Source organism: Candidatus Ulvibacter alkanivorans (assembly GCF_003333325.1).
In the GTDB taxonomy this organism is placed as follows: domain Bacteria; phylum Bacteroidota; class Bacteroidia; order Flavobacteriales; family Flavobacteriaceae; genus Ulvibacter_A; species Ulvibacter_A alkanivorans.
The window spans coordinates 1-23,424 of the sequence record NZ_QOLC01000057.1 but is presented as its reverse complement, the minus strand read 5'-3'; the positions used below and the strand labels follow the sequence as shown (position 1 = coordinate 23,424).

The 23,424-nt window shown below is 40.8% G+C and carries 20 protein-coding genes; 9 read left to right on the top strand and 11 right to left on the bottom strand.

What is annotated here, in order from left to right:
- The first annotated feature begins 3 nt into the window (after positions 1 to 3).
- Positions 4 to 444, top strand: a complete 441-nt coding sequence (locus DWA30_RS04450) for a protease complex subunit PrcB family protein (RefSeq protein ID WP_168421735.1) — start codon at positions 4 to 6, stop codon at positions 442 to 444.
- A gap of 95 nt (positions 445 to 539) precedes the next feature.
- Here the strand turns inward: DWA30_RS04450 and DWA30_RS04445 are convergent, their stop codons facing one another.
- Positions 540 to 1,031 carry a hypothetical protein gene (locus DWA30_RS04445; RefSeq protein ID WP_114491338.1) on the bottom strand — a complete coding sequence of 164 codons (492 nt, stop codon included), beginning with the start codon at positions 1,029 to 1,031 and terminating at the stop codon, positions 540 to 542.
- Positions 1,032 to 1,173: 142 nt separating this feature from the next.
- Here DWA30_RS04445 and DWA30_RS04440 point away from each other — a divergent pair, with 142 nt between their 5' ends.
- Positions 1,174 to 4,083: an FAD-binding and (Fe-S)-binding domain-containing protein gene (locus DWA30_RS04440; RefSeq protein ID WP_114491337.1), complete on the top strand. Its 2,910-nt coding sequence runs from the start codon at positions 1,174 to 1,176 to the stop codon at positions 4,081 to 4,083.
- On the opposite strand, the gene DWA30_RS04435 is transcribed toward DWA30_RS04440, so the two are convergent.
- The gene (locus tag DWA30_RS04435) at positions 4,080 to 4,883 is read right to left on the bottom strand and encodes a hypothetical protein (protein WP_114491336.1); all 804 of its coding nucleotides are present in this window, start codon (positions 4,881 to 4,883) and stop codon (positions 4,080 to 4,082) included. The two genes, DWA30_RS04440 and DWA30_RS04435, sit on opposite strands and share 4 nt — an antisense overlap.
- 169 nt (positions 4,884 to 5,052) lie before the next feature.
- Between DWA30_RS04435 and aroC the strand changes: the two genes are divergently transcribed.
- The 6 genes from aroC to DWA30_RS04405 all read left to right on the top strand — a co-directional run bounded on the left by aroC (position 5,053) and on the right by DWA30_RS04405 (position 11,666).
- Positions 5,053 to 6,117 carry a chorismate synthase gene (gene aroC / locus DWA30_RS04430; RefSeq protein ID WP_114491335.1) on the top strand — a complete coding sequence of 355 codons (1,065 nt, stop codon included), beginning with the start codon at positions 5,053 to 5,055 and terminating at the stop codon, positions 6,115 to 6,117.
- Positions 6,118 to 6,172: 55 nt separating this feature from the next.
- A complete protein-coding gene (locus tag DWA30_RS04425; RefSeq protein ID WP_114491334.1) occupies positions 6,173 to 7,618 on the top strand; it encodes a dicarboxylate/amino acid:cation symporter in 1,446 nt (481 codons plus the stop codon).
- Positions 7,619 to 7,757: 139 nt separating this feature from the next.
- Entirely contained in the window at positions 7,758 to 8,558 is an 801-nt protein-coding gene (locus DWA30_RS04420) for a phage tail-like protein (RefSeq protein ID WP_136073155.1), read from the top strand.
- A gap of 83 nt (positions 8,559 to 8,641) precedes the next feature.
- Positions 8,642 to 9,670 carry a glutathione synthase gene (gene gshB / locus DWA30_RS04415; RefSeq protein ID WP_114491332.1) on the top strand — a complete coding sequence of 343 codons (1,029 nt, stop codon included), beginning with the start codon at positions 8,642 to 8,644 and terminating at the stop codon, positions 9,668 to 9,670.
- On the top strand, positions 9,670 to 10,497 hold the full coding sequence (locus tag DWA30_RS04410) for an N-formylglutamate amidohydrolase (protein WP_114491331.1): 828 nt from the start codon (positions 9,670 to 9,672) through the stop codon (positions 10,495 to 10,497). The genes gshB and DWA30_RS04410 overlap by 1 nt, the downstream gene beginning before the upstream one ends.
- Before the next feature lie 5 nt (positions 10,498 to 10,502).
- Entirely contained in the window at positions 10,503 to 11,666 is a 1,164-nt protein-coding gene (locus tag DWA30_RS04405; protein WP_114491330.1) for a peptidase MATCAP family protein, read from the top strand.
- A gap of 50 nt (positions 11,667 to 11,716) precedes the next feature.
- On the opposite strand, the gene DWA30_RS04400 is transcribed toward DWA30_RS04405, so the two are convergent.
- The 5 genes from DWA30_RS04400 to DWA30_RS04380 form a co-directional block, all read right to left on the bottom strand.
- On the bottom strand, positions 11,717 to 14,620 hold the full coding sequence (locus DWA30_RS04400) for a T9SS type A sorting domain-containing protein (RefSeq protein WP_168421734.1): 2,904 nt from the start codon (positions 14,618 to 14,620) through the stop codon (positions 11,717 to 11,719).
- A gap of 30 nt (positions 14,621 to 14,650) precedes the next feature.
- Complete coding sequence (locus DWA30_RS04395) at positions 14,651 to 15,349, bottom strand: response regulator transcription factor (protein ID WP_114491328.1); 699 nt, start codon at positions 15,347 to 15,349, stop codon at positions 14,651 to 14,653.
- Positions 15,346 to 16,734: a sensor histidine kinase gene (locus DWA30_RS04390; RefSeq protein WP_114491327.1), complete on the bottom strand. Its 1,389-nt coding sequence runs from the start codon at positions 16,732 to 16,734 to the stop codon at positions 15,346 to 15,348. Before DWA30_RS04390 ends, DWA30_RS04395 begins: the two co-directional genes overlap by 4 nt.
- A 132-nt stretch (positions 16,735 to 16,866) precedes the next feature.
- Positions 16,867 to 17,274: a thiol-disulfide oxidoreductase DCC family protein gene (locus DWA30_RS04385; RefSeq protein ID WP_114491326.1), complete on the bottom strand. Its 408-nt coding sequence runs from the start codon at positions 17,272 to 17,274 to the stop codon at positions 16,867 to 16,869.
- The gene (locus DWA30_RS04380) at positions 17,271 to 19,430 is read right to left on the bottom strand and encodes an endonuclease MutS2 (RefSeq protein ID WP_114491325.1); all 2,160 of its coding nucleotides are present in this window, start codon (positions 19,428 to 19,430) and stop codon (positions 17,271 to 17,273) included. The genes DWA30_RS04385 and DWA30_RS04380 overlap by 4 nt, the downstream gene beginning before the upstream one ends.
- Before the next feature lie 82 nt (positions 19,431 to 19,512).
- Here DWA30_RS04380 and ung point away from each other — a divergent pair, with 82 nt between their 5' ends.
- Positions 19,513 to 20,178, top strand: coding sequence for a uracil-DNA glycosylase (gene ung, locus DWA30_RS04375; protein ID WP_114491324.1), 666 nt, complete (start codon positions 19,513 to 19,515; stop codon positions 20,176 to 20,178).
- 204 nt (positions 20,179 to 20,382) lie between these two features.
- Here ung and DWA30_RS04370 read toward each other — a convergent pair whose 3' ends face one another.
- From DWA30_RS04370 to DWA30_RS04355, 4 genes are read right to left on the bottom strand one after another with little or no spacing between them, the layout of a single operon-like run.
- Positions 20,383 to 21,237, bottom strand: a complete 855-nt coding sequence (locus DWA30_RS04370) for a substrate-binding domain-containing protein (protein ID WP_114491323.1) — start codon at positions 21,235 to 21,237, stop codon at positions 20,383 to 20,385.
- Positions 21,234 to 22,103: a nucleoside phosphorylase gene (locus tag DWA30_RS04365; RefSeq protein ID WP_114491322.1), complete on the bottom strand. Its 870-nt coding sequence runs from the start codon at positions 22,101 to 22,103 to the stop codon at positions 21,234 to 21,236. The genes DWA30_RS04370 and DWA30_RS04365 overlap by 4 nt, the downstream gene beginning before the upstream one ends.
- A 9-nt stretch (positions 22,104 to 22,112) precedes the next feature.
- Entirely contained in the window at positions 22,113 to 22,439 is a 327-nt protein-coding gene (locus DWA30_RS04360) for a translation initiation factor (protein ID WP_114491321.1), read from the bottom strand.
- A gap of 21 nt (positions 22,440 to 22,460) precedes the next feature.
- Positions 22,461 to 23,411, bottom strand: a complete 951-nt coding sequence (locus DWA30_RS04355) for an isopenicillin N synthase family dioxygenase (RefSeq protein WP_114491348.1) — start codon at positions 23,409 to 23,411, stop codon at positions 22,461 to 22,463.
- Positions 23,412 to 23,424: the final 13 nt, after the last annotated feature.

Here is a 23,424-nt window from a genome sequence, read left to right as displayed (position 1 = left end):
CTAATGGCTACACTACTTAACGTTGGCTGTAAAGGTAATAGGTCCTCTGCGAACTCCGACGGTGAGTCAATTCCTTTTGAGATCATAGCGCAAGGTTCGCAAAGCAATATTAAAGAGGCGAAACAAGTTGCTATAAACGACACGAACGAGCTGAATAGTGTCTTTAATAAGATCAACGCTACCAGGAAACCAGGCATAACCATACCTAGCATCGATTTTTCTACCAAAACAGTCGCCTTGGTTACCGCAGGTGAGTCTTCCACAGGTGGATTTGCAGTCACCGTGGATAAGGTCATACGAACAGAGGAACACGTAATTGTTCATGTACGCTATGATTCACCCGAGCCGGGAAGCAATGTAATTACCGTTATAACCACTCCATTTACGATGATTTCTTTCGAAAATACCGGATTACCGGTTGTTTTTGAACGTGTCGAAGAATAAATCGACATTGTTTTCTTTATAAAATTGTGATTTACACGAATAAAAAAGGCGTGCTTTTAAAAGCACGCCTTTATAAACTATCTACATATTTTTCCTTAGAACTGATATCGTACTCCCAGTGCAATATCGAAATCAACATCGTCATTAAAGTCTCCAAACCCAAATTCTGGTCTAAAGTCTAACGATAATAACAATGGGATGTCAAAATTATATTCAATTCCTATATCACCGGCTGCATAGAAATACGTTTCACTGTCATCATCAAAATCATCAAATCGATCGTCGAAATCAACTTGAGCGATTCCTAGACCGGGACCCACATACCAATTAAAGCCTCCATCAATATTCCATACCCAATGGTAGAGCCCGGTTAATCGATAGGCATCAAAGTTCTTACTGTTTCGCCACCCAAGATCGAATTCTAATCGATTGTTATCTCCTCCTACGGCGCGTTGGTAACTTATTTCCGTTCCGAAGCCATCATTGTCTCCTAATCGAAGTCCAATAGCATTATCCGCTATAATCTGGGCCTGTGCACATATTCCGAAGAATGCCATCGCAAAAACGGTACAAATGAGTTTTTTCATAATTTTTTGTTTAAGAAGTTATCTATCAAAAGTAGTGGTAATGCGCATGGCTTATTGTTAACACTGTGCCAAGAATAATTAAAATTGTGTAAAATTTTCAATCGATGATGTTGCGGGTTTTTTTACTTTTACTAAATCCACTATGGAAAAGGCCTTACTTCAATTACAACAATCGTTTCAGGGTGAGTTAGCGCTAAATGAACTTTATCGTTCTATTTACGCCACCGATGCCTCTGTATACCGAAAACTTCCGTTAGCTGTAGCGTTTCCGAAGAACACAGCCGCGATCAAACAGCTTATTGCCTTTGCTAATAAACATGGTACTTCGCTTATTCCTAGGACTGCAGGAACTTCGCTAGCCGGACAATGTGTGGGTGAGGGGATAATTGTAGACGTGTCGCGCTATTTTACCGAGATACTTTCCGTAGACACAATTAATAAGACCGTTACGGTACAACCGGGAGTGATTCGAGACGAATTAAACGCGTTTTTAGCGCCCTACGGACTCTATTTCGGGCCCAACACCTCAACCTCTAACCGTTGTATGATAGGGGGGATGGTAGGGAACAACTCCAGCGGAACCACTTCTATTCAATACGGGGTAACTAGAGACAAGGTCTTACAACTTAAAACAATACTGTCTAATGGCGACGAGGCAACGTTTCAAGCCCTTAGCAAAAACGAGTTTATCGCTAAGACCCGTTTACCAAACTTAGAAGGAAAGATATATTCATTGCTCTTTTCTGAATTGTCTTCGGAAACAACCAAGAAAGCGATTAAAACTCAGTTTCCAAAACCGGAGATCCATCGAAGAAACACCGGCTATGCTGTTGACAGTCTGCTCGATACTGAAGTATTTGAAGAAAACGACAAACAAATAAACCTTAGTTCCTTACTCTGTGGAAGTGAAGGCACACTCGCCTTTACCACAGCCATCACCTTACAATTAGACGAATTGCCACCGGAACAATCGGCAATGATCGTGACCCATTATCATACCTTACAAGATTGTTTATTGGACGTGGTCCATGCTATGAAACATCAACTGTTTACCTGCGAGATGATGGATGATGTGATCTTGGAACGCACCCAACAAAATAAAAAATACGAGCCCTATCGCTTTTTTGTAGAAGGTTCCCCTCGAGCGTTGCTGTTATTAGAAGTGAGAGCTACCAACGAGAAAGAGTTGTCGGTACAAATAGAAAAGTTGTTAGGTAGTTTACTTACCTCAAAACTAAGTTATGCGCAGCCGGTACTTCGGAACGAGGAAATTACTATGGCGCTCGAATTGCGAAAGGCAGGACTCGGCCTATTGGGCAATATGGTGGGTGACGACAAGACAGTAGCATGTATAGAGGATACGGCGGTTGCATTACCCGATCTGCCGGCGTATATCGATGAATTTACAGCCCTCATGCAATCGTACGATCAAAAAGCGGTGTATTATGCCCACGCAGGAGCCGGCGAACTGCATTTGCGCCCTATCCTTAATTTAAAGAAAGAACAGGATGTCGCATTTTTTAGACAGATCACCACCGATGTAGCGGCATTAGTGAAAAAATATCGTGGTTCATTTAGCGGAGAGCACGGCGATGGCATCGTAAGAGCCGAATTTATTGAAAGTATGATCGGTACTTCTAATTACAACGTATTACGCCGTATAAAAGCTTGCTTTGATCCTAATAATATATTTAATCCGGGAAAGATCGTAGATGCTTATAAAATGGACAAAGATCTGCGTTATGTGCCGGGTAGGGAGGAACCAAAGGTTGATACCTTGATGCGTTTTAACGACTCACAAGGGATATTACGACTTGCCGAAAAGTGCAATGGAAGCGGCGATTGTCGTAAAAGTGAAGCTGCTGCAGGAGCTATGTGCCCCAGCTATCATGCCACTAGAGACGAAAAAGATACCACCCGCGCCAGGGCGAACGCCTTACGAGAAGTACTTACCAATAATAAAGCAGCGAATAAATTCGATTCCGAGTCATTAAAAGAAGTATTCGACCTGTGCATAAGTTGCAAAGCATGCGCCACCGAGTGCCCCAGTAATGTCGACATGGCCACGGCTAAAGCCGAGTTCTTATACCAGTATAAACAAGTTAACGGCACTTCAAAATCGGATGCTTTTTTTGCCAAAAGCAGCTATTACAATAAAATGGCATCTCGAATTCCCGGACTTGCCAACTTTTTACTTTCCAATCGATTTAGCGCCAATCTTATAAAGAAATGGTATGGAATCGCTTCGGAAAGATCGATGCCTCTTATTTCAACTAAGACTTTTAGTAATAAGCACTTAACCTCTGTAAATCAAACTCTTAACAAACAAAAAAAAGTTATTTTATTCATAGATGAATTTAGTAATTATTTAGACACAGTGATAGCCGAAGATGCCTATTTTTTACTTTCCAAATTGGGCTATCAAGTCACTGCGGTTCAACACCTGGACAGTGCGCGAGCACTTATCTCCAAGGGCTATTTAGAACAAGCAAAACAGGCAGTAGATAAAAACTTACACGAATTAAAGGACCAAGTTTCGACCGAGTGTCCATTATTGGGAATCGAACCGTCTGCAATTTTAGGGTTTCGCGATGAGTACCTTCGACTGGCCAACAATGAGAAATTAGCTCGACACGTGGCCGATAATACCTTTTTAGTTGAAGAGTTCTTAGCTTCAGAAATCGCCAAAGGCCATATCACGCCCAATCTATTTACTTCGGAAGCAAAAGCGATAAAGATCCATATTCATTGTCACCAAAAGGCATTGAGCAATTCGAAAGTGACATTCGACTTGCTAAACCTTCCGAAGCATTACAAACCCACCATCATACCATCGGGTTGCTGCGGAATGGCAGGAAGTTTTGGTTTTGAAAAGGAACATTATGAGGTTAGTATGCAAATGGGTGCCTTAAAATTATTTCCTGCCGTGAACAAGGCTTCCGAAGAAACCATTATTGCAGCCAACGGTACTAGTTGTCGTCATCAAATTAAAGACGGAACCGGACGAGTAGCCATGCACCCAATTAGTATCTTACGCCAAGCATTGCTTTAATCGGAAACCACGAAAGTATCGATCTCTTGTGTGCTTTCTATCATTCCTTCGGAAGGAAATGGCAACTCGATTCCCGAGCCACTTAAATCTTCCAATTGGTACATGATAGTAACGTCAGACTGTGTAAGTCCTATATCGCTCGCATACGAATTTTGAACCAATAACACCTCCTGTGTCGCCAACACAGGGATCGAAACCGTAAGGCCGGGCGCCAATTCTATCTCTGCGGTTACCGTTAGTTGTAATTGCAGGTCAGATCGCAATACCGGTGGCGTTTCAGATGGTTCAGTCGCCATTAAAAAACCGGCGCTCACCGATCTAAATTCATAGGTAATAAGCAAAGGAACATCCATTACTTCTTGCATAATTTCGCCATTAACACTGCTTAACTCCGTTCCTATAGTGGTTTCCGAAGCATCAAACAACACAAAGTCATTTAAAGGCACGCTAATTTCAGGAAAACCTTCTATAAATGCACTGCTAAATTCGCCATTAATAAGCAATCTGTTATCACTGCGCTGTACTACCCCTTGTGTTAAAAAGTTGGTCATAAGTCCGGTGATAGGCGTACGTGCATCGAGATTGGTAGCTGTTTCTCCATTGACTTGTTGCGTACCGTTAACGTATAGCGAATCGCGTGTTTGTTCCCCTTCGCTGGTATTGTTATAGGTCCAATAGGAATTTGCGGTTAACGGAAAATAATTGGTCGCATCGTCTTGGCCGCCATCATCATCGCTTGAAGAACAAGATGGAAACAATAGGCCGACAGCTGCGATAAAAAGTAATATTCGGGTCTTCATTACAGTAATTTTTGGTAAATATAGCGATCTCTGCACAAACGCATCTAGGAGCACCTTAGTTTTAGATATTCAAGTGGTTAGGCATAAGCACCCATAGGCAGCAGCATTTTAAGCCGTCACATATTTTTAATATTCGGTATTAAAAATTACATTTGTTCAAAACAGCTATATGGCGGGTAATTCCTTCGGAAAGATTTTCAACCTAACGACATTCGGCGAATCTCATGGAGAGGCCATTGGAGGTATTATAGACGGTTGTCCTGCAGGATTACAACTGGACCTTGAAGCAATTGAAGCTGAAATGCAACGCAGAAAACCCGGGCAATCGGCTATCGTTACACAACGTAAAGAACCCGACACGGTACAGTTTCTTTCGGGTATTTTTGAAGGGATCACTACCGGTACTCCTATCGGGTTTATCATTAAAAACACCAATCAGAAGTCTAAGGACTATTCTCATATAAAAGACTCTTACCGCCCTTCCCATGCCGATTACACCTACGATAAAAAATATGGTATACGCGATTATAGAGGAGGCGGTCGTTCTTCTGCACGAGAAACTGCCTGTAGAGTGGTGGCCGGTGCCATTGCAAAACAGTTGCTTCAAAACATAAAGATCACAGCCTATGTTTCGGCTGTAGGCGAATTACAATTAGACAAGCATTATTCGGAACTTTCATTCTCAGAAATAGAAAAAAACCCGGTACGCTGTCCCGATCCGGAAATGGCGACTCAGATGGAATCGTTTATTAGATCCATACGAAAAGAAGGAGATACCGTGGGTGGTATTGTTAGCTGTGTAATTCAAAACATGCCTGTTGGCTTGGGAGAACCGGTATTCGATAAGTTACATGCCGAATTAGGCAAGGCCATGTTATCTATAAATGCTGTTAAAGGATTTGAATTTGGCAGTGGATTTTCGGGTGTAAAACTAAAAGGAAGTGAGCACAACGACCTTTTTAATACCGACGGTAGTACCAAGACCAATTTTAGCGGTGGCGTTCAAGGGGGGATTAGCAACGGGGAAGACGTCTATTTTAACGTGGCTTTTAAACCGGTTGCGACCATAATGCAAGAACAACAAACCATTAACAAAGAGGGAGAAACGGTGGCAATGCAAGGAAAAGGCAGGCATGATCCCTGTGTGGTGCCACGTGCAGTGCCAATAGTGGAAGCCATGGCAGCATTGGTGATAGCCGATTTTTGGTTACGTAACAAACATTCAAAAATATAAAACAGTAAAATCTGTATCTTTCGCGAGGTCAACATAAAGCAATAACACAATTTATATGAAGAAGCTGGCATTACACTGGAAAATTATTATCGGATTGATCCTTGGGGTGGTCTGGGCTATACTATCGAGTCAATTAGGCTGGAGTGAGTTTACCATCGATTGGATTGCTCCCTTTGGAACGATTTTTATCAATTTATTGAAATTGATCGCAGTTCCATTGGTACTGTTTTCAGTAATAAGCGGTGTTGCCAATATTGGAGACCCGTCAAGCTTAGGTCGAATGGGAGGAAAAACACTATTGGCCTACTTGGTTACGACAGTGTTGGCAGTGACTATCGGACTTACCTTGGTGAATGTTATTGGACCCGGAAAATTAATAGATGAGGACAGCCGCATCGACAATCGTATTAGTTATGAGATCTGGGCAAACGATCAAGGCTATGAAATTAAAGACGGGATCAACTATCTACAGGACCCGGAATACTTGGAACGTGCACAGCGTATCACCGATCTTTCTAAAAGCGAATTGCAAGATGCCTCGGTGACCGAAAAAATGGAAACCGCAAATCAAACAAAAGATGCCGGTCCTTTACAACCCTTGATCGATATTGTTCCACAAAACTTTTTCCGATCACTATCGGATAACGGATTAATGCTGCAAATTATCTTCTTTGCATTGTTCTTTGGTGTTTGTTTATTGTTTATCCCTAATGAGAAATCCAAACCTGTAACCGATTTTGTAGACGGGGCTATGGAGGTCTTCTTAAAAATGGTGGATCTTGTGATGCAAGCAGCCCCATTCTTTGTATTTGCCTTATTGGCAGGAGTGGTAAGTAAGATGGCTGGCGATGATATTGGAAAGGTGTACGAGATCTTTAAAGGATTAAGCTGGTATTCGCTTACCGTATTCATTGGTTTGATGTTTATGATCTTTGTAATCTATCCATTGGTGTTAAAGTTATTTGTACGAAAAATACCATACGCAGGGTTCTTTAAAGCGATTAGTCCCGCACAAACCCTGGCCTTTTCTACATCCAGTAGTGCCGCCACACTTCCGGTAACCATGGAGTGTGTTGAAGAAAATTTAGGCGTAGACAAAAAGATCACCAGTTTTGTATTGCCCATTGGTGCTACAGTAAATATGGACGGTACCTGTTTGTACCAAGCAGTAGCCGTAGTCTTTTTGGCGCAAATTCACCTTATTGACCTCACACTAGGACAGCAATTAATTATAGTGATCACGGCAACCTTGGCTTCCATTGGCTCTGCAGCAGTTCCTAGTGCAGGCTTGGTAATGCTAATTATCGTGCTGGACTCGGTAGGGCTCAATCCGGCTTGGATCGCCATTATTTTCCCAGTAGACCGTATTTTAGATATGTTTAGAACCGTGGTTAATGTAACCGGAGACGCTACTGTTTCTTCAATCATTGCGAGTGGAGAAGACATGCTTCATTACAAAGCACCCGAAAATCCAACCAAGACTTTCGATCTAGATTCATAAATCACGACAAATTGTAATTCACTAATACGGAAGCAATTTGTATGTTTGAAGTAGCTAGTCTGTTGCAACTAACATTGTTAACAGCCTAGGCTCCTTTTCTAAATGAAACTGCTGTGCTATGATTTCAAAAATCATAGTTATGCATACATGTATTTGTTTTATTTTCTTCGGAATATGTAGTGGATTCTTGTTTGGTCAAGTAGGGATTGGCACTACAAGTCCGTCACCGGCTGCCATGTTGGAAGTGAGTAGCACCAGTGATGGAGGTTTGACCTACAAGGGCTTAATGCCGCCCCGGGTTCCAACTGTCGCAAATAGAGACGCAATTAATCCGTCATCAACAGATATTGGGCTTGCTGTATTTGTTGAAGCTACACAATGTCTTCAAATTTGGAATGGAACTTCTTGGGAGAACCTGCATTGTTCAAACACCTTGCCTTTTACTAATCTTGTTCAAAACTTTGATTTGGGCACCACTTGGGGATATACTTCCGATATTCCTTTCTTCGACAATGGCACCGATGGTTTCTTCGGAATAACAGACGCTTCTAATAGTATATTCAGTAATCTTACAACCCTAACCAATAACTTCTTAGGCATTCGTGATCTGGACGATGAAGGCGATAACGGAACGACCGGATACGCCACCATTACTTTTAACACAGTAGATGTCTCGTCTGCATTGGGCGGCGTGACAGTTGCGTTCGATTATGATTTCTACCGTTTTGATGCCGGAGACGATGCCGAATACATCCTAATTATTGATGGTGTTCCACAAACGGCGGTGATGCTTATTAATGGAGCCGCAGATCTCTCTTTATCAGGATCGGTAAGTGAGTCCATACCGGGAGGTACTACCACAGTTGGCTTACAAGTTCGAATTCAACAAAATGGCGATACCGATGTTGGCGGATTCGACAATTTTAGGATCTACGAGTAAGGAGAAATGGGGAATTGCCTGGGATAGGACTGTGATATTATTTGATAATTAGTATCTTTAATTCCAAATAATAACCAACTGCTATGAACGTTTGTTTTATCATGTATCCATGGGAGGAAATCAAGCCCGAGGACGACACTACCTTAGCCTTAATTCACGAATTTGTTAAACGCGGTCACGGACTCGCTATTACGACTCCGGCTAATTTGACCATTCGTGATAGCGTTGCTTTTGCATTTTCGAAATGTATTAAGCGCAAGGACAAGATTTCTTCAAGTTTGAAATCGTTTCACACCCATGCCGAATTTTATGATGAAATGTTACCCTTAGCAGGGTTCGATGTGATCATTCTGCGTAGCAATCCGCCATTGGATATGATCATGCTTAATTTCTTAGACAGTGTAAAGGACGATGTGTTTATTATGAACGATCTTGATGGGATACGCCGTGCGAACAATAAATTATACACCGCCGTATTCGAAGACAGCAATAATGAGATGATTCCTCGTACTCATGTAACCAAGAATAAGAAATACCTCAAGGACATCATTAAAGAAGGACCCGATAAAATGATCTTAAAACCCTTGAACGGCTATGGAGGCTCGGGCGTTATCCTTATTGAAAAGCGAGCGATGAAAAGTATTAACTCCTTACTGGATTTTTACATCGATAACAAGGATGGCACTTCAAATTATGTCATTTTACAAGACTATATAGAAGGTGCGGACCAAGGTGACGTTCGAATTCTGTTACTTAACGGAAAACCAATAGGAGCCATGAAACGCGTGCCCGGTGAAGAAGACCATAGGAGCAATGTTAGTGCCGGCGGAACGGTTCAAAAGCATTCGTTGACCAAACAAGAAAAAGAACTATGCCGTCGTATTGGTCCAAAATTGGTGAAAGACGGACTCTATTTCGTAGGAATTGATGTGATAAATGGAATGCTGGTTGAAGTAAATGTATTGTCGCCTGGTGGGATCACTTATATGAACAAAGTCTATAAATCGCGCGTACAGGAAAAGATCATCGATTTTGTGGAAGACAAAGTAATGGAGCGCGTCACAGCTTTCGAGCGTAGACAAAAACTTCGTAACCACGTAAAAGAAGCCTAATGGAACGACTTACTGTTTCAGAAATAATACAGAAAATTGCTTCGGAAAGTACCTTCGAAGCCGTTGCAGATGATTATTCATTCACCATCAAGATAGATTCGTATGTCCCCTATGTGTGTGGTGCCGTTCATGACGGACATCAATTCAGAAAAGAACTTTGGGAAAATTGCTTGCATACCGAGTACGAACGTTGGTTCGAAGAAGACCCTTGTACTAAGGAGTTTGTAAAAACACATCCTATCGTTATCGCGGGTTGTGACAGTAGGTTTGAATACGACCTAAATCGTGATCCCGATAATGCGATTTACGACGATGCTTGGGGTAAAAAACTGTGGAAAGAACCGCTAGGACCCAGACATAGAAAACAAAGTTTGGCGAAACACGCTGCATTTTACAGTGTAGTTAGAGCTTTGATGCAGAAATTAGAAGAAAAATTTACTGCGGTTGTGGTGTACGATATGCATAGTTATAACTGGAGACGGTGGGAACGAGAGGTCCCTGTTATAAATTTAGGAACGACCAATATCGATAATGATCGCTTCGGAAACGCAATTGCCTCCTGGCGAGATTCGTTGGCCGAACTACATCTTCCTAACGCAATTGAAACGACGGCCGGAATTAACGATACGTTTCAAGGGAACGGGTATTTCTTAAAATACATTACGCAAAACTTTCAGAATACCTTAGTTTTGGCGACCGAGGTCAAAAAAATCTATTGTGACGAATTACGCAAGATCATTTATCCCGAAGTAGTAAATGCCATCGAGCAACAACTTCAGAAAAAAGTAAAAGAGCACGCAACTTCCTTCTATAATACATTTAAGTAATACCCATGCCACATACCCAAGCGGTGATCGACGCCCATCCAAATTTGTTTAAAATTGATTTTAATCTAAATCAGTTAGTCAAAAAGATCGAGTTGCTCAATTATGTCAACCCAATCAACATAGAGCAGGAGAAGCGAAATTTCTTTGCTTCAAAATATAATGTCAACCCCAATTTCAAGTACCGAAAAATCGATTTTAATGCGCATAAACTGCAGCAGGAGTTATTCTCACAGAAAATTGACACAATTAATGACGAGGCATCAAGAGCCTTCTATCGCGATGTGATCTACGATTATTCGGGGCTTGTTCAGTGTATTGAAACCATAGGGCAGGGGCGAAAATTCTATTTTAATGTTCTGAAATCGTTTGGAACACCTACAGAAAAAGACGTTGAAAATGCACAGTTTATTCTTCATTACAAAGATGCCGAATACGATAGTGAGCTATTTCCTGTATTTAGTGCCGAAGAAGCTGCCGATTATTTTATGGAGTTCACAAAACGGTATGATTTTCAGTTTACCATTCGCTATTCTACCAAGATCTCTGCCGCAGCGATGGTGGTAAACAATACACAAACGCTTATCCTAAAGAAAAACCACCGTTATAGTGCCAACCAATTAAAGGTGCTTGCAAACCATGAGATAGGCGTGCATTTGGTGACTACGTTTAACGGACTCAACCAACCATTACAGATCTTCCACAATGGGTTTCCTAACAATGTCGAGACCCAAGAAGGCTTGGCTGTTTTTAGCGAATATATGAGTGGTTGTTTGACCCTACATCGTTTAAAAGAGTTGGCATATCGCGTATTGGCGGCCGATAGCCTACGAAAGGGATTCAATTTTTGTGATACGTTCGACCTCTTACACAATCAGTATAAATTAAATAGAGAGGAAAGCTACAACATTAGCTTGCGTGCCCATAGAGGCGGTGGATTTACCAAAGATTATATGTACTTGACCGGGCTTAAAAAGATCTATGACTATTATCAATCTAAAGGGGATCTTGATCCCTTAATGGCCGGAAAGGTAACGTTGGAGCATAAGAACATGATCGATCATTGGAAATCGATGGAACTTGCTACTTCCAATACCTATAAAAACTTCGCATTTGATACGGTTGAGAATGATAATGAAACACTCAATTTTATCCTTCAAAATTTAAAATAAAAAAAGCAGGCCGAAGCCTGCTTTTAAAAATAAACCCTATAAGATACTAACTAATCTTTAAGAATCTTATAAGTTCCTACTTGGCCATTTATTGAAACCTTTGCGATATACGTTCCTGAAGCCAATTGTGATACATCAATTTGTGCATTATTTGCATCTAATTCTTGTGAAATTACTTTCTGCCCAAGAATTGAATAAATAGTAATATTCTCAATATTCTCTTGAGCGCTAAAATTGATCATATCATGTGCCGGATTAGGGTACATTGTAAATCCGTTGAATGCATGTTCTCCGGTGCTTAAGTTAACGCCATCGATAGTGATATCGGTACGGCCGTTTGTATTTACTACGTATACATAGTAGCTCTGACCGGGATCGGTGGTGATCATCGCAGAAGTTCCTGCCACACATTGGTTGCTGTTTTGCTGCACCAATTCCAGATCGGTTTCATTAGCATTCTCATCGGGTGCGTAGTAAAAGGTTACCGAGCTAGGTCCTGCCGGAGTAACAATGCTTGCTGTTACCTCGCCATCTCCTTCCGAAGTAAACTTATACCAAACCCCTTTGGCGCCATCGATATCACACCCAATTGGGTTACCGCCTTCTGTAGTAGCCGCAGGCATGGCAACATCCGGATCGGTATAAGGAAAACCTATTTGGTCTACATCGATCGCATTTGCTATCATATCGTTTGGAGGAGGCACAGGAGTACATTCCATGTTTAAACTGAAATTACCCGTCGCACCACCAAAACCTTGTACAAGAATGTAGTAGGTTGAATTACCATCACTTTGAAATTCTACTTCCGATTGGAAATTAGTACAGTTGGTTCCGTCATTGTTACCGGCCACACAAGTTAAGGCACCACAGTCCCCTGTATATACGTTGATCTTGGTGTCATAATCGGTGTCAACACTACATGTAGAAACTGTTATATCGGTTACTAATCCAGTAGTATCTTCGTATACATACCATACGCCCGGCGCAGTTACGGTAGTACCACATTCTGGAGCGATCGTCGAGTCGTCTGTGGCTCCTATGGTAGTACCCATGGTAGTTTCACCACAAGAAATTGGTTGAGCTGTATCGCAAAAATCGTTAGGAAGCGGATCTTCACAAGTTACGCTTAAGGTAAATGCACCGGATGCCGCAGCATTAAATCCTTCAACCATGATATAATAAGTTGAAGTCCCGTCTGAAACAAACGACAGTTCAGAAGTAAATCCGGAACAACCAGCATCGTCATCATTGGCGGCGATCTCGTTTGTTAATGTACAATCCTCAAATACTCTTAGAAAAGTATCGTAAGCAGCCGTATTACAGGTAGATACTGTTACAATTTGTGTGGTTCCGTTGCCTGTAAAAGAGAAAAACTCATCATTAGAAGCGTTTCCACCAGAATCGGTATCTCCCGACGTATCTCCTGTAAAGGTTTCGCCACAAGCGATAGGGAAAGCCCCTGAGCACTCGTCATTATCTGTATTAGGCACTAGCGTAAATCGCGACATATATACATCGAAGAAACCGGTTGTCCCAATAATATCGGTCTCTGCAAATGGGTTAAAATCTGCATCTGTACTTCGGAAACCTCCATACATTAAAATATCATCGTTGTCGTTAAAAGTGATCTGTGTATTCGTTTCATCGTTGTCTCCACCTACGGTGAAATGCCTTTGGTAGGCACCAGCTGTGGTTAGTTCCACTATAAACGCATCTGTGATTCCAGCACTTGTACTCTCAGCGGTGTTGGCACTATTATCGAAATCGGCCGTACCAATAAAGCTTCCTGTAATAAATAGGTTACCATTAAACCCTTCGGTTACGTCATAAACCTGTTCAAAAAGGGCATTTCCTTCGCCACCTACAGTGTATGAATATTGATAAGCTCCCGTGGTGTCGAACTGCGAAATAAACGCATCCCAGTCACCATTAGAAGTTACTGTGTTATCTCCGGCTGTTGGGTCTAGATCTACAGTACCGGAGAACATACCTGTTACGTACACTCCGGAAGGCAATTCTTGAATAGACTCTACAAAATCATTTCCAGGACCTCCAAAAGATTGGCCCCAAATATAGTTTCCGTCTGTATCCCACTTAGCCATAAAGATATCTGAATTACCATTTGAATTTACCGTTGCTGTACCAGCATTCGGATCTAAGTCTACGTTATTTACGAAACGACCAGTAAGTAATATGTCTTCATTTGCGTCAAATTCGATATCCTCTACATCTACAAGACCTCCCGGTCCTTCTAAAATCTTTACCCAAACGAAGTTCCCATCGGTATCTAATTTTAGTAGAAATCCATCGGTGCTTCCACCACCATCGGCAGAAAAAATTGTGTTGTCAACTGCAGGGTCTGGGTCAAAATCTGCTAATATAAAAGAACCAGCGATGTACACATTACCTGCACTGTCTACCTCGATCGCTTTAGAATCTTCGTTAGCTCCAAATCCGAACGGGTTGCTCACTTGCTTAGCCCATACAAAATCACCATTACTATCCAACTTAATGATAAAACAATCACGACTCAGAATAGGTGAGGGCTGTGATAGTTGGAATACACCAGGTCCCGGGTCCGCATCGAATGAGTTCGGGCCGGCTCCTTGGAAATATCCAGTGATATACATGTTATCGTTAGCATCTATAGCAACGTCTACAGCTACATCATCGAAGCCACCGCCAAAACCAAATACATCTATTGGGTTTCCGTTGCTGTCGTGTACCGACACAAATCCATCGGCATTACCACCACTCCAAGAAATGGTTTCTGATCCTAAAGTTATGGATCCACTGTACAAGCCGGCGTTGTAAATGTTGCCGTTACTGTCTGTTGCCGAACGGAAGATATTGTCTATGGACGTATCTCCAAAGGTGTTCGTACCGAAGTACTCTTGCGCAAAACCTATGCTACCCGTAAGTATACATAGTAGAAAAAGTACTGTTCTCTTCATTGTTTTCATTTTTGTTAAATTAAATTAGTATTACTCGTTTATATTAAATTCTAATCCAATTCCACGAACACTTTTGATAGCGATCGCCGAATCATCTTTTAAATGCTTTCTTATTCGAGTTATAAATACATCCATACTTCTTCCGGAGAAAAAATCATTTTTGTTCCATACATGTGATAAAATATCCTCACGACGAATCAATTGATTTTTATTTCTGAAGAGGTAAAGGAGTAATCGCGCCTCTTTTTCAGTAATTTTTTGAGTGTTGTCGTTTAGGCTAAGTTCTAAGTTGTGAAAATCGAATTTATACGCGCCAATAGCCAAAATTTTTCCCTCAGGCACGTCCTCAGATTCGACACTTTGTTGTTGCGTACGTTTTACGATATTCTGAATACGTAAGATCAATTCTTCAGCCTCAAAAGGCTTAGCTATATAATCGTCGGCACCTAAGCGCAATCCTTTAATACGATCTTCCTTTGTCTTTCTTGCGGTTAAGAAAAGAAATGGTATCTCAGGATTTAGTTCAATAATTTTCTTGGCTAAGGTAAAACCATCCATTACTGGCATCATTACATCGAGTATGCAGATGTCAAATTCGTCTGTAGTAAATGCTTTAAGCGCATCCTTACCGTCTTTAGCCCAGGTAACTTCATATTTATTCAATTCCAAATACCGTTTCAGCATAGTGCCAAAATCAATATCGTCTTCTGCTAGTAATATCTTTTTCATCGTGCTAAAGGAATTGATATTGTAAATGTAGTACCGTGACCTTCACGGCTTTCTACCGAAATACTTCCATTATGAGCTTTGATAATCTGACTGGTATAATAGAGTCCCAACCCTAATCCTTTGTAGTTATGGGTGTCCTGCTCGCTCACACGATAGAATTTCTCGAAAATTGCCTTTTGATATTTTTCAGAAATACCAATACCGTTATCCGCGATAGAAATAAGATGTGAGCTATTGTTCTTACCAACTTTGTAAGTGACGGTTAATACGGTTCCACCGTATTTCACTGCATTATTCAAAATATTGATGATCGCAGTACTTAAATAAAACTTGTCGGCTATCATAAGCATTCCGGTTGAATCGATATTCCGTTTTACTTCAATTCCTTGTTCTACCGACAATAAGAAATCGTCTAAGGTCTCGTTCAAGAATAGGGTAGTATTAAATTCTTCGGTAGTAAGTACGATCGATTTATAGCCAAGGCTACTTTGTAGAACTTGATCGATTAGTTTTTGAAGTCGGATATTTTGGCGATTTACAATATTTATTGCTTCATCTGCCATTTCTTTGTTGTCATTGGCGTATTCGTTGGTAAGTGTTTTAGTGGCCAATGAAAGTGTTGACAGCGGCGTTTTTAATTCATGAGTGATATTATTGATAAAGTCGGTTTTTATATCGGCTACTTTTTTCTGCTTAATTAAATTCTGAATCGAATAATATAGCAGACCAACTACAAAAAGGAATAACAAGGTAGAGATGATCATAAGTCCGGCGAGCTCCTTTATTATAAGTGTATTCCAATTTGAGATACTCATATAAATACTCGATTTAAAGTTTAGATCAACCTGTTCGGATTCTCCATTAGCATGTGGTACTATATGATTGTCTTGCCAAGTACTGTTGTTGATGAGCAAGCCTTCTTCCGAAGAAAAATTCATCCCTGCGATAAGAATCGTGTCGTTTTCCTCTAAAGTATAAAGTACATCGGTAGTGCCAAGAGAATCGGTTACTGTTATGCTTGTAACTATCTTTTTAAATTCAACATCGATATTATTAGCGTATTCCTCCAGTCCTTTACTGTACACTTCCATAAAAGACGGATTGATCGCTTTTGCTTTTTCTTGAAGGCGGTTTAATAATGTAGTTTGCGAAATCTCATCTTTTTCGTACTTGGTCAAATTTGCTTTAAAATCGTTTCTGTATGTCCAAAAGATGGAATCAATCTCGGGAGTGTTGTATAATTTAGCAATCGCATTTCGAGCATCGATGGTGATGGTCTTTTTCTTAAGTTCGTAAGAATTATAAATGAGGTATCCTTGAATAGCGATTAGGGCCACCAAAGTGAGCACCGATCCAAAAATTAACACCTTTAGTTTCAATTGCATGGCATAAAAATATGATTAGTTCGTAGAAAATAATGCATAAGTTAATGCCGTTAACCGTTCATTAACCTAACAAATAATAGTAGTAAGATACGAGTATTTGCCGTGAAACACGGCTATTTCCGAAGTGAGAACTTATAAGAACTTGGCCTTGAGCTCGGGTGTTGGGATCATACATTGCTCCCGTTTTCCATACCATTTATATCGATTCTTCGCGATATAATCATACACGGTATTTCGAATAAATTTTGGAACGATCATAAAACCGTAGAGCAGGGGATACCCACCCGACAGATACTTCGCAATGCGCAACGCTGCCGACGATTTTGCGTAATAGTTGTCGGCTTCAACAAGAATAATAGAATCAGTTTCAACAGGATCGATATCGAATTTTTGGATATAATGTTGTCCAATTTCGCTTTGCAAGGCTGCAAATCGGAACCTGTCCTTGTAATCTCTTTTTATGATAAAAGTTACAGAACTGTTACAAAGGTTGCACACTCCGTCGAATAATATGATCTTATGAGGTTGTGTTGAGGTCATACCTTTTCCAATTCGTTTACACTTACATTTGTTGTGAACATGCCGTAATTAACGATTGCTTTGTTTTTTTCTAGACTGTCTATGGTGCCAATGGCTCGCCCATCGATCATGCGAACCCTATCGCCAACCTTTAACACCACTTTTGGCTTGGGCGCCGGAGTCGCTTTGGCTTTTTCTTTTTCCTTTTTTTTACGTTTTCGTATTACGGCTACTTCTTTTTCAACTTCTTTGGCTACCTCTTGCTTCTTGGCCTTAACTGCCTTCTTTTGTTTAGGCGCTACTTTTTTTCGTTTGCTGTTCTCTACCATGACCAATTTCATCAGCTCGTCTATAAGTGCTTTTTTTCGTTTGTTGTTAAAATAACGTTCAGAGAGTGCATCAAACTTTTTTCCCAAACTGATCATCTTCTGGTTACTATCGTATAACTCTTGATAGCTCTCCAGTTTTTCTTGAACGCGTTTGTTTATTTCTTCTAACTGCTTGCTTTCTTCTTTGGCCTTTACTTGCGAGTCCTTCAGACTTGCCGATGTTTGTCGTAGCTTAGAACGTTCTTTTTGCAAATTAGCAATGGTCTTATCGAAGCGTACTTTACCACGTTCAATTTTTTTCTTTGCTCTATTTATCAAACTATAGGGAATTCCATTCTTTTGGGCTACTTCAAAAGTGAACGAACTTCCTGCCTCTCCCAAATGCAATTGATATAGCGGTTCTAACGATCTACTGTCAAATTGCATATTTGCGTTAATCGCGTGCGGCAATTCATTGGCCAACAACTTTAAATTGGTATAATGCGTTGTGATTATTCCGAAGGCTTCTCGTTCGTAAAATACTTCCAAAAAGGTTTCAGCCAACGCACCCCCTAACTCGGGATCACTTCCTGTACCAAACTCATCGATAAGGAATAGGGTCTTGGCATTGCATTTCCGAAGAAATTGATTCATCTTCTTCAATCGATAGCTATAGGTACTTAGATGGTTTTCGATAGATTGGTTATCTCCAATATCGGTTAGCACGCGTTCAAAAAAGCACAACTCGCTTGTTGGTTCACAAGGAATTAGCATGCCGCTTTGAAGCATGATCTGTAACAACCCCACAGTTTTTAACGTAATGCTCTTTCCCCCTGCATTGGGACCCGAGATCACTATAATTCGTTTATCAGGTTGTAATTCTATGGTCTGTGGAAACGTTTTTTCATTCCTTTTTTTATTCGCCACCAACAGCAATGGGTGATAGGCATCTTTTAAATACGTATGCTTTTCTTCACTTATAATAGGCAGGACTCCTTCAACTTTAAGCGCATACTTCGCTTTGGCATAGATCACATCAATTTGGGTGAGATAGGATTGATACGTTTGTAATAGATGTGCCTTGGGTCGTACGAATTCGGTGAGTGCCTTTAAGATTCGTTTAATTTCTTCCCGCTCTTCGTAAATCAAATTACTAAGTTCGTTCGCAAAGTTCAGCGTTTCTTGCGGCTCTATGTAGACAATACTGCCGGTTTTTGAAGTTCCCATCACAGCCCCGTTCACTTTACGACGATACATTGCCTTTACGGCTAACACTCTTCTATTGTCGACAACACTTTCCTTGATCTCATCCAGGTAATCGGCTTGTGAATAACGAGCAAGGGCCTTTCCAAACGAACTGTTTATCTGCCCTTTCACAACACTAAGCCGTTTTCTTATTTCTGAAAGTGCTTCGGAAGCATCATCTTTTACGTCTCCATATCGGTCCAGAACACCATGTATCGCTTCGGAAATACTCGAATCGAAATTAATTTCCGAAGAAAAAGCATGTAAAGCGATATAGAATTCTTCATTCTTTCTGAAGAATCCCAATAAGGATCGCGTAGTTTCTGAAGCTCCTAGAATGCGACGAAAACCAGACACCTCTATGGTACTGTTCTCGATCTCAAGAAGCCGTAATTCTTTGTTAAGCGCTTCAAATCCGTGATTTGGTATTCGATTATCTCCATTGAAGGAGGCAGAAAATTCTTTTACGCGTGCTAATTCAGGTTGTATAGCGTCTTGGTCTGCAAACGGAAGTATTTCCAAGGTGGCGACGGCGCCCATCTCGGTAATGCAATTGGAGGCTACTTGTTGTAGCACCGAGGGAAACTCTAAGTCCTCTAATGTTTTCTTTGTAATTCGGATCATTTCCCTGCTTCGAAATATAGCCCTACTTTAATAGGATTCTCTGTTTGAATTAGTAATTTTATTGATCACAAAAGTACTAATTATGGATGTAAAAATAGAGGCAGAATGGAAGCAGGTATTACAATCGGAATTTGAAAAACCATATTTTGAAGAATTGAGAACTTTTGTTAAAGAAGAATATTCCAAGAACACTTGTTTTCCGCCGGGAAATAAGATCTTTTCAGCATTCAATCATACTCCTTATAAGGAGGTCAAGGTGGTGATATTAGGGCAAGATCCGTATCACGGCCCGAATCAGGCCAACGGACTTTGTTTTTCGGTGGGTGAGGGCATAAAAAAACCACCGTCACTTCTCAATATATTTTCTGAAATAGAAAGTGATATTGGTGTACCCATCCCACCATCCGGAAATTTAGAACGCTGGGCCTCTCAAGGTGTATTATTGCTAAATGCTACCTTAACCGTTCGTGCGCATGAAGCCGGAAGTCATCAAAATAAGGGATGGGAAAAATTCACCGATGCGGTTATCTCGATCTTGTCGAAAGAACGCGACGGACTCGTATTTTTGTTGTGGGGTGGATATGCAAAACGCAAAGGTGCCAAGATAGATGCCACTAAACATTTGGTATTAACAAGCGGTCACCCATCACCGTTAAGCGCCAATAGAGGATATTGGTTCGGGAACAAGCATTTTAGCAAGGTAAACGAATATTTGATAAAAAATGGGAAGACTCCCATTCAATGGTAAAATTATATAAAGAATAGATGGGGAGTACGTTCTATTCTTCTTCCGGTATTTCGGGCTCTGTTGCATCGTTGCAACTAAATTCCAACAAAAGGTAGTTAGTTAGAAGTAAGGCCCCTAAAATGATTAGAAATGTTATCATGATCTTACTTTTATATTAGTAAGATGCAATTCCTCTTCTCGGGTTGCGTTGGCTTTTAAAAATTTTTAGAGATCATATAAGATCTCCTCCACAGGTAAGGTAGTATTGATGAGATCTAACTGTTGTAATTTTTGCTGCACCTCGTTCACTTCTTCCGCAGTTAAATTCTTCTGGTCCCACTCTGTAAGCTCCAACCATGCACGTACGTCTTCTAATTTCTGGTCGTATCGTTCAGCAATCATAGTATCGATCCCGGGAATATTCTTGAATTCTTTTGTGGTTTCATTAATGATCTCCAAGATCGATTGGACAGCAGTCGCATTTGATGATAAGACTTCTTCGCGCACTGCAATAACAAAACATGGCCAAGGGGTAGGGCATTCGCCTACAAGTCGGAACGGTCCGTTGTCCACGTACGGTTTTGTGGTGAATTTTTCCCACATAAAATAATCTCCATTTCCTTCAGGTAACATTTGCAACGCCCCAGCAAGATTCTCAACGACCGTGAAATTTAGATCTTGCTCCATGTTCCATCCTTCATTTTCGGCATTTACATACGCCATAAGATGAGATCCTGAACCATATCTACTAATTGCTGCTTCGGTGCCACGCAAATCGTCCACTTGCCTATACGTAGAGTTCTTTGCCACGTGTACCCCCCAAATTAATGGCGATTTTACAAACACTTGAATGATCTTTGCGCTATTACCTTCCACTATGTCTCTAATGATCCCTTCTGTCAGGATTACAGCCATGTCGATCTCACCTGAACGTAAGGCTTTACACATTTGACCGGTACCCCCATGATAATCTTTCCAACGCAGATTTACATCTTTCTCATGATACGCCTTGTCGCGAAGAGTAAGGTACCAAGGTAGGTTAAAATGTTCTGGCACGCCGCCAATGTGCAGTTTTGTCATGATACTAAAAGTGCTAATGTTTTTTGAATTAATCGGTCGGTGGTTTCTTGTGGTTGCTCACTAAAAGTTCCATTGGCCCGATTCGCTAAGATGGCATTTAATGAGATCGCACTATGTCCTAATAACGCAGCCATTCCATAGATCCCCGAAGTTTCCATTTCAAAATTGGTAATCTTTGCACCCTTGTACTCAAAGGAAGCAATGGTTTCTTTTAATCGTTCATCATTGGCAGGAAGGCGTAACACTCTTCCTTGAGGGCCATAAAATCCAACATTAGTAGCTGTTATTCCTTTTAGAAATGCTTCGGAAGAAAACCTAGATACTAATTTTGGATCGGCTTCAACTACATACGGATCTGATTTAGCTGGATTCCAATTGGTATGTTCTTTAAATGCTTCGGAAAAATTAGTGTCTAAAAATGAAGTGTTTCCGTAGAAATGCAACAAGTTATCAAATCCAATCGCTTTTTCAGAAATCAAAAAACTATCTACAGGAATCTCCGGTTGAATGGCTCCAGAAGTTCCTATACGAATAATTTGAAGTTGGGTGTGATCGTCCTTGACCTTTCTTGTGCCAAAATCGATATTCACCAACGCATCCAACTCGTTTAGGACAATATCAATATTATCGGTTCCAATACCCGTAGAGATCACAGTTATTCTTGTGTCCTTGTACCAGCCGGTATGCGTCTTAAACTCACGTCGATGCACCTTGGTATCGATGCGGTCGAAATTGGCTGACACAGCATCCACACGATCGGGATCACCTACGGTGATGATGGTAGTAGCGATCTGCTCCGGTTTTAGGTTTAAATGATAGATACTGCCGTCCGGGTTAAGTATCAGTTCAGATTCGGGTATTCTCATATCGTATAATTATCCACCAACGCGCTTTACCGCAAATCCTTTGTCTTGTAGAAACACCATGATCCTATCTCTAAAATCACCTTGTATGATGATCTCCTCATTCTTAAAACTTCCCCCGACACCAAGTAATTGCTTTATCTCTTTTGCGAGTTGTTTAAAGTCGCTCTGAGCTCCGTTATACCCTGAAATAATGGTAATGGGTTTTCCACGACGTTTCTCGTACTTACATAAGAGTGGGTCATCCTGAAGCCAAACCGTGGGTTCGGGTTCGGGATTATGGGTTTCTTCCGGCTCATGATCGGGAAAGAGGTTTTTAAGTTGATCTTGAAGATCCATAAGTGTATGCTGTCTTTTAATTTATTTTTTTATCAAACCTATCTCTACCAGACGTTGGTGTAAAAATTTACCTGCCGTGATATCGGGATAGGCTTTTGGATGTTCTTCATCTACACACTCGGGCAAACAACTTAGATCCATATCACCGCGTGGATGCATAAAGAAAGGTATCGAATATCTTGGGTTGTCCCATTCCTCTCGCGGCGGATTTACCACACGATGAATGGTGGATCGTAACTTATTATTGGTGTGTCGTTCTAGCATATCACCTACATTAATAACAAGTTCATCCTCTTCGGGGATGGCATCTATCCATTCTCCGTCCTTACGAAGCACTTGAAGACCACCAGTAGAAGCTCCCATTAATAAAGTGATCAAATTTATGTCGCCATGTGCCCCTGCGCGAACAGCGCCTTTGGGTTCTTCCGTAATAGGAGGGTAGTGTATTGGTCTAAGAATGCTATTGCCATTGGCTGCCCAATGATCGAAATAATGCTCGTCCAAACCAATATATAAGGCCAATGCTCGTAATACATAGATCCCTGTCTTTTCTAACATACGATACGCTTCCATACCGGTATGATTAAAATCTTTAAGCTCTTCTACGATCACATTATCGGGATAATCTTCAGGAAGATCTGCATCTTCTTCAGGCTCTTGGCCAAAGTGCCAAAATTCTTTAAGATCGCCTTCCTTTTTACCCTTTGCGTGCTCTTTTCCAAAGGAAACATAGCCACGTTGCCCGCCTAGACCTTCAATTTCATATTTTTTCTTGGTTTCTAAGGGAAGGGCAAAAAATGCCTTAACTTCTTTGTATAGTTCATCGACCAAATCGTCACTTAAAAAATGATTTTTTAAAGAAACAAATCCGATCTCTTCATAAGCCTTTCCTATTTCATTAACGAACTTTTGTTTTCGTTTTGGGTCATCACTTAAAAAATCGGCAAGATCTACACTGGGTATATTATTCATAGTACTTCTTTTA

Coding starts and splice junctions, on each gene's coding strand:
- DWA30_RS04450 (WP_168421735.1), top strand. CDS start 4: ATGGCTACACTACTTAACGTTGGCTGTAAAGGTAATAGGTCCTCTGCG.
- DWA30_RS04445 (WP_114491338.1), bottom strand. CDS start 1,031: ATGAAAAAACTCATTTGTACCGTTTTTGCGATGGCATTCTTCGGAATA.
- DWA30_RS04440 (WP_114491337.1), top strand. CDS start 1,174: ATGGAAAAGGCCTTACTTCAATTACAACAATCGTTTCAGGGTGAGTTA.
- DWA30_RS04435 (WP_114491336.1), bottom strand. CDS start 4,883: ATGAAGACCCGAATATTACTTTTTATCGCAGCTGTCGGCCTATTGTTT.
- aroC (WP_114491335.1), top strand. CDS start 5,053: ATGGCGGGTAATTCCTTCGGAAAGATTTTCAACCTAACGACATTCGGC.
- DWA30_RS04425 (WP_114491334.1), top strand. CDS start 6,173: ATGAAGAAGCTGGCATTACACTGGAAAATTATTATCGGATTGATCCTT.
- DWA30_RS04420 (WP_136073155.1), top strand. CDS start 7,758: ATGCATACATGTATTTGTTTTATTTTCTTCGGAATATGTAGTGGATTC.
- gshB (WP_114491332.1), top strand. CDS start 8,642: ATGAACGTTTGTTTTATCATGTATCCATGGGAGGAAATCAAGCCCGAG.
- DWA30_RS04410 (WP_114491331.1), top strand. CDS start 9,670: ATGGAACGACTTACTGTTTCAGAAATAATACAGAAAATTGCTTCGGAA.
- DWA30_RS04405 (WP_114491330.1), top strand. CDS start 10,503: ATGCCACATACCCAAGCGGTGATCGACGCCCATCCAAATTTGTTTAAA.
- DWA30_RS04400 (WP_168421734.1), bottom strand. CDS start 14,620: ATGAAGAGAACAGTACTTTTTCTACTATGTATACTTACGGGTAGCATA.
- DWA30_RS04395 (WP_114491328.1), bottom strand. CDS start 15,349: ATGAAAAAGATATTACTAGCAGAAGACGATATTGATTTTGGCACTATG.
- DWA30_RS04390 (WP_114491327.1), bottom strand. CDS start 16,734: ATGCAATTGAAACTAAAGGTGTTAATTTTTGGATCGGTGCTCACTTTG.
- DWA30_RS04385 (WP_114491326.1), bottom strand. CDS start 17,274: ATGACCTCAACACAACCTCATAAGATCATATTATTCGACGGAGTGTGC.
- DWA30_RS04380 (WP_114491325.1), bottom strand. CDS start 19,430: ATGATCCGAATTACAAAGAAAACATTAGAGGACTTAGAGTTTCCCTCG.
- ung (WP_114491324.1), top strand. CDS start 19,513: ATGGATGTAAAAATAGAGGCAGAATGGAAGCAGGTATTACAATCGGAA.
- DWA30_RS04370 (WP_114491323.1), bottom strand. CDS start 21,237: ATGACAAAACTGCACATTGGCGGCGTGCCAGAACATTTTAACCTACCT.
- DWA30_RS04365 (WP_114491322.1), bottom strand. CDS start 22,103: ATGAGAATACCCGAATCTGAACTGATACTTAACCCGGACGGCAGTATC.
- DWA30_RS04360 (WP_114491321.1), bottom strand. CDS start 22,439: ATGGATCTTCAAGATCAACTTAAAAACCTCTTTCCCGATCATGAGCCG.
- DWA30_RS04355 (WP_114491348.1), bottom strand. CDS start 23,411: ATGAATAATATACCCAGTGTAGATCTTGCCGATTTTTTAAGTGATGAC.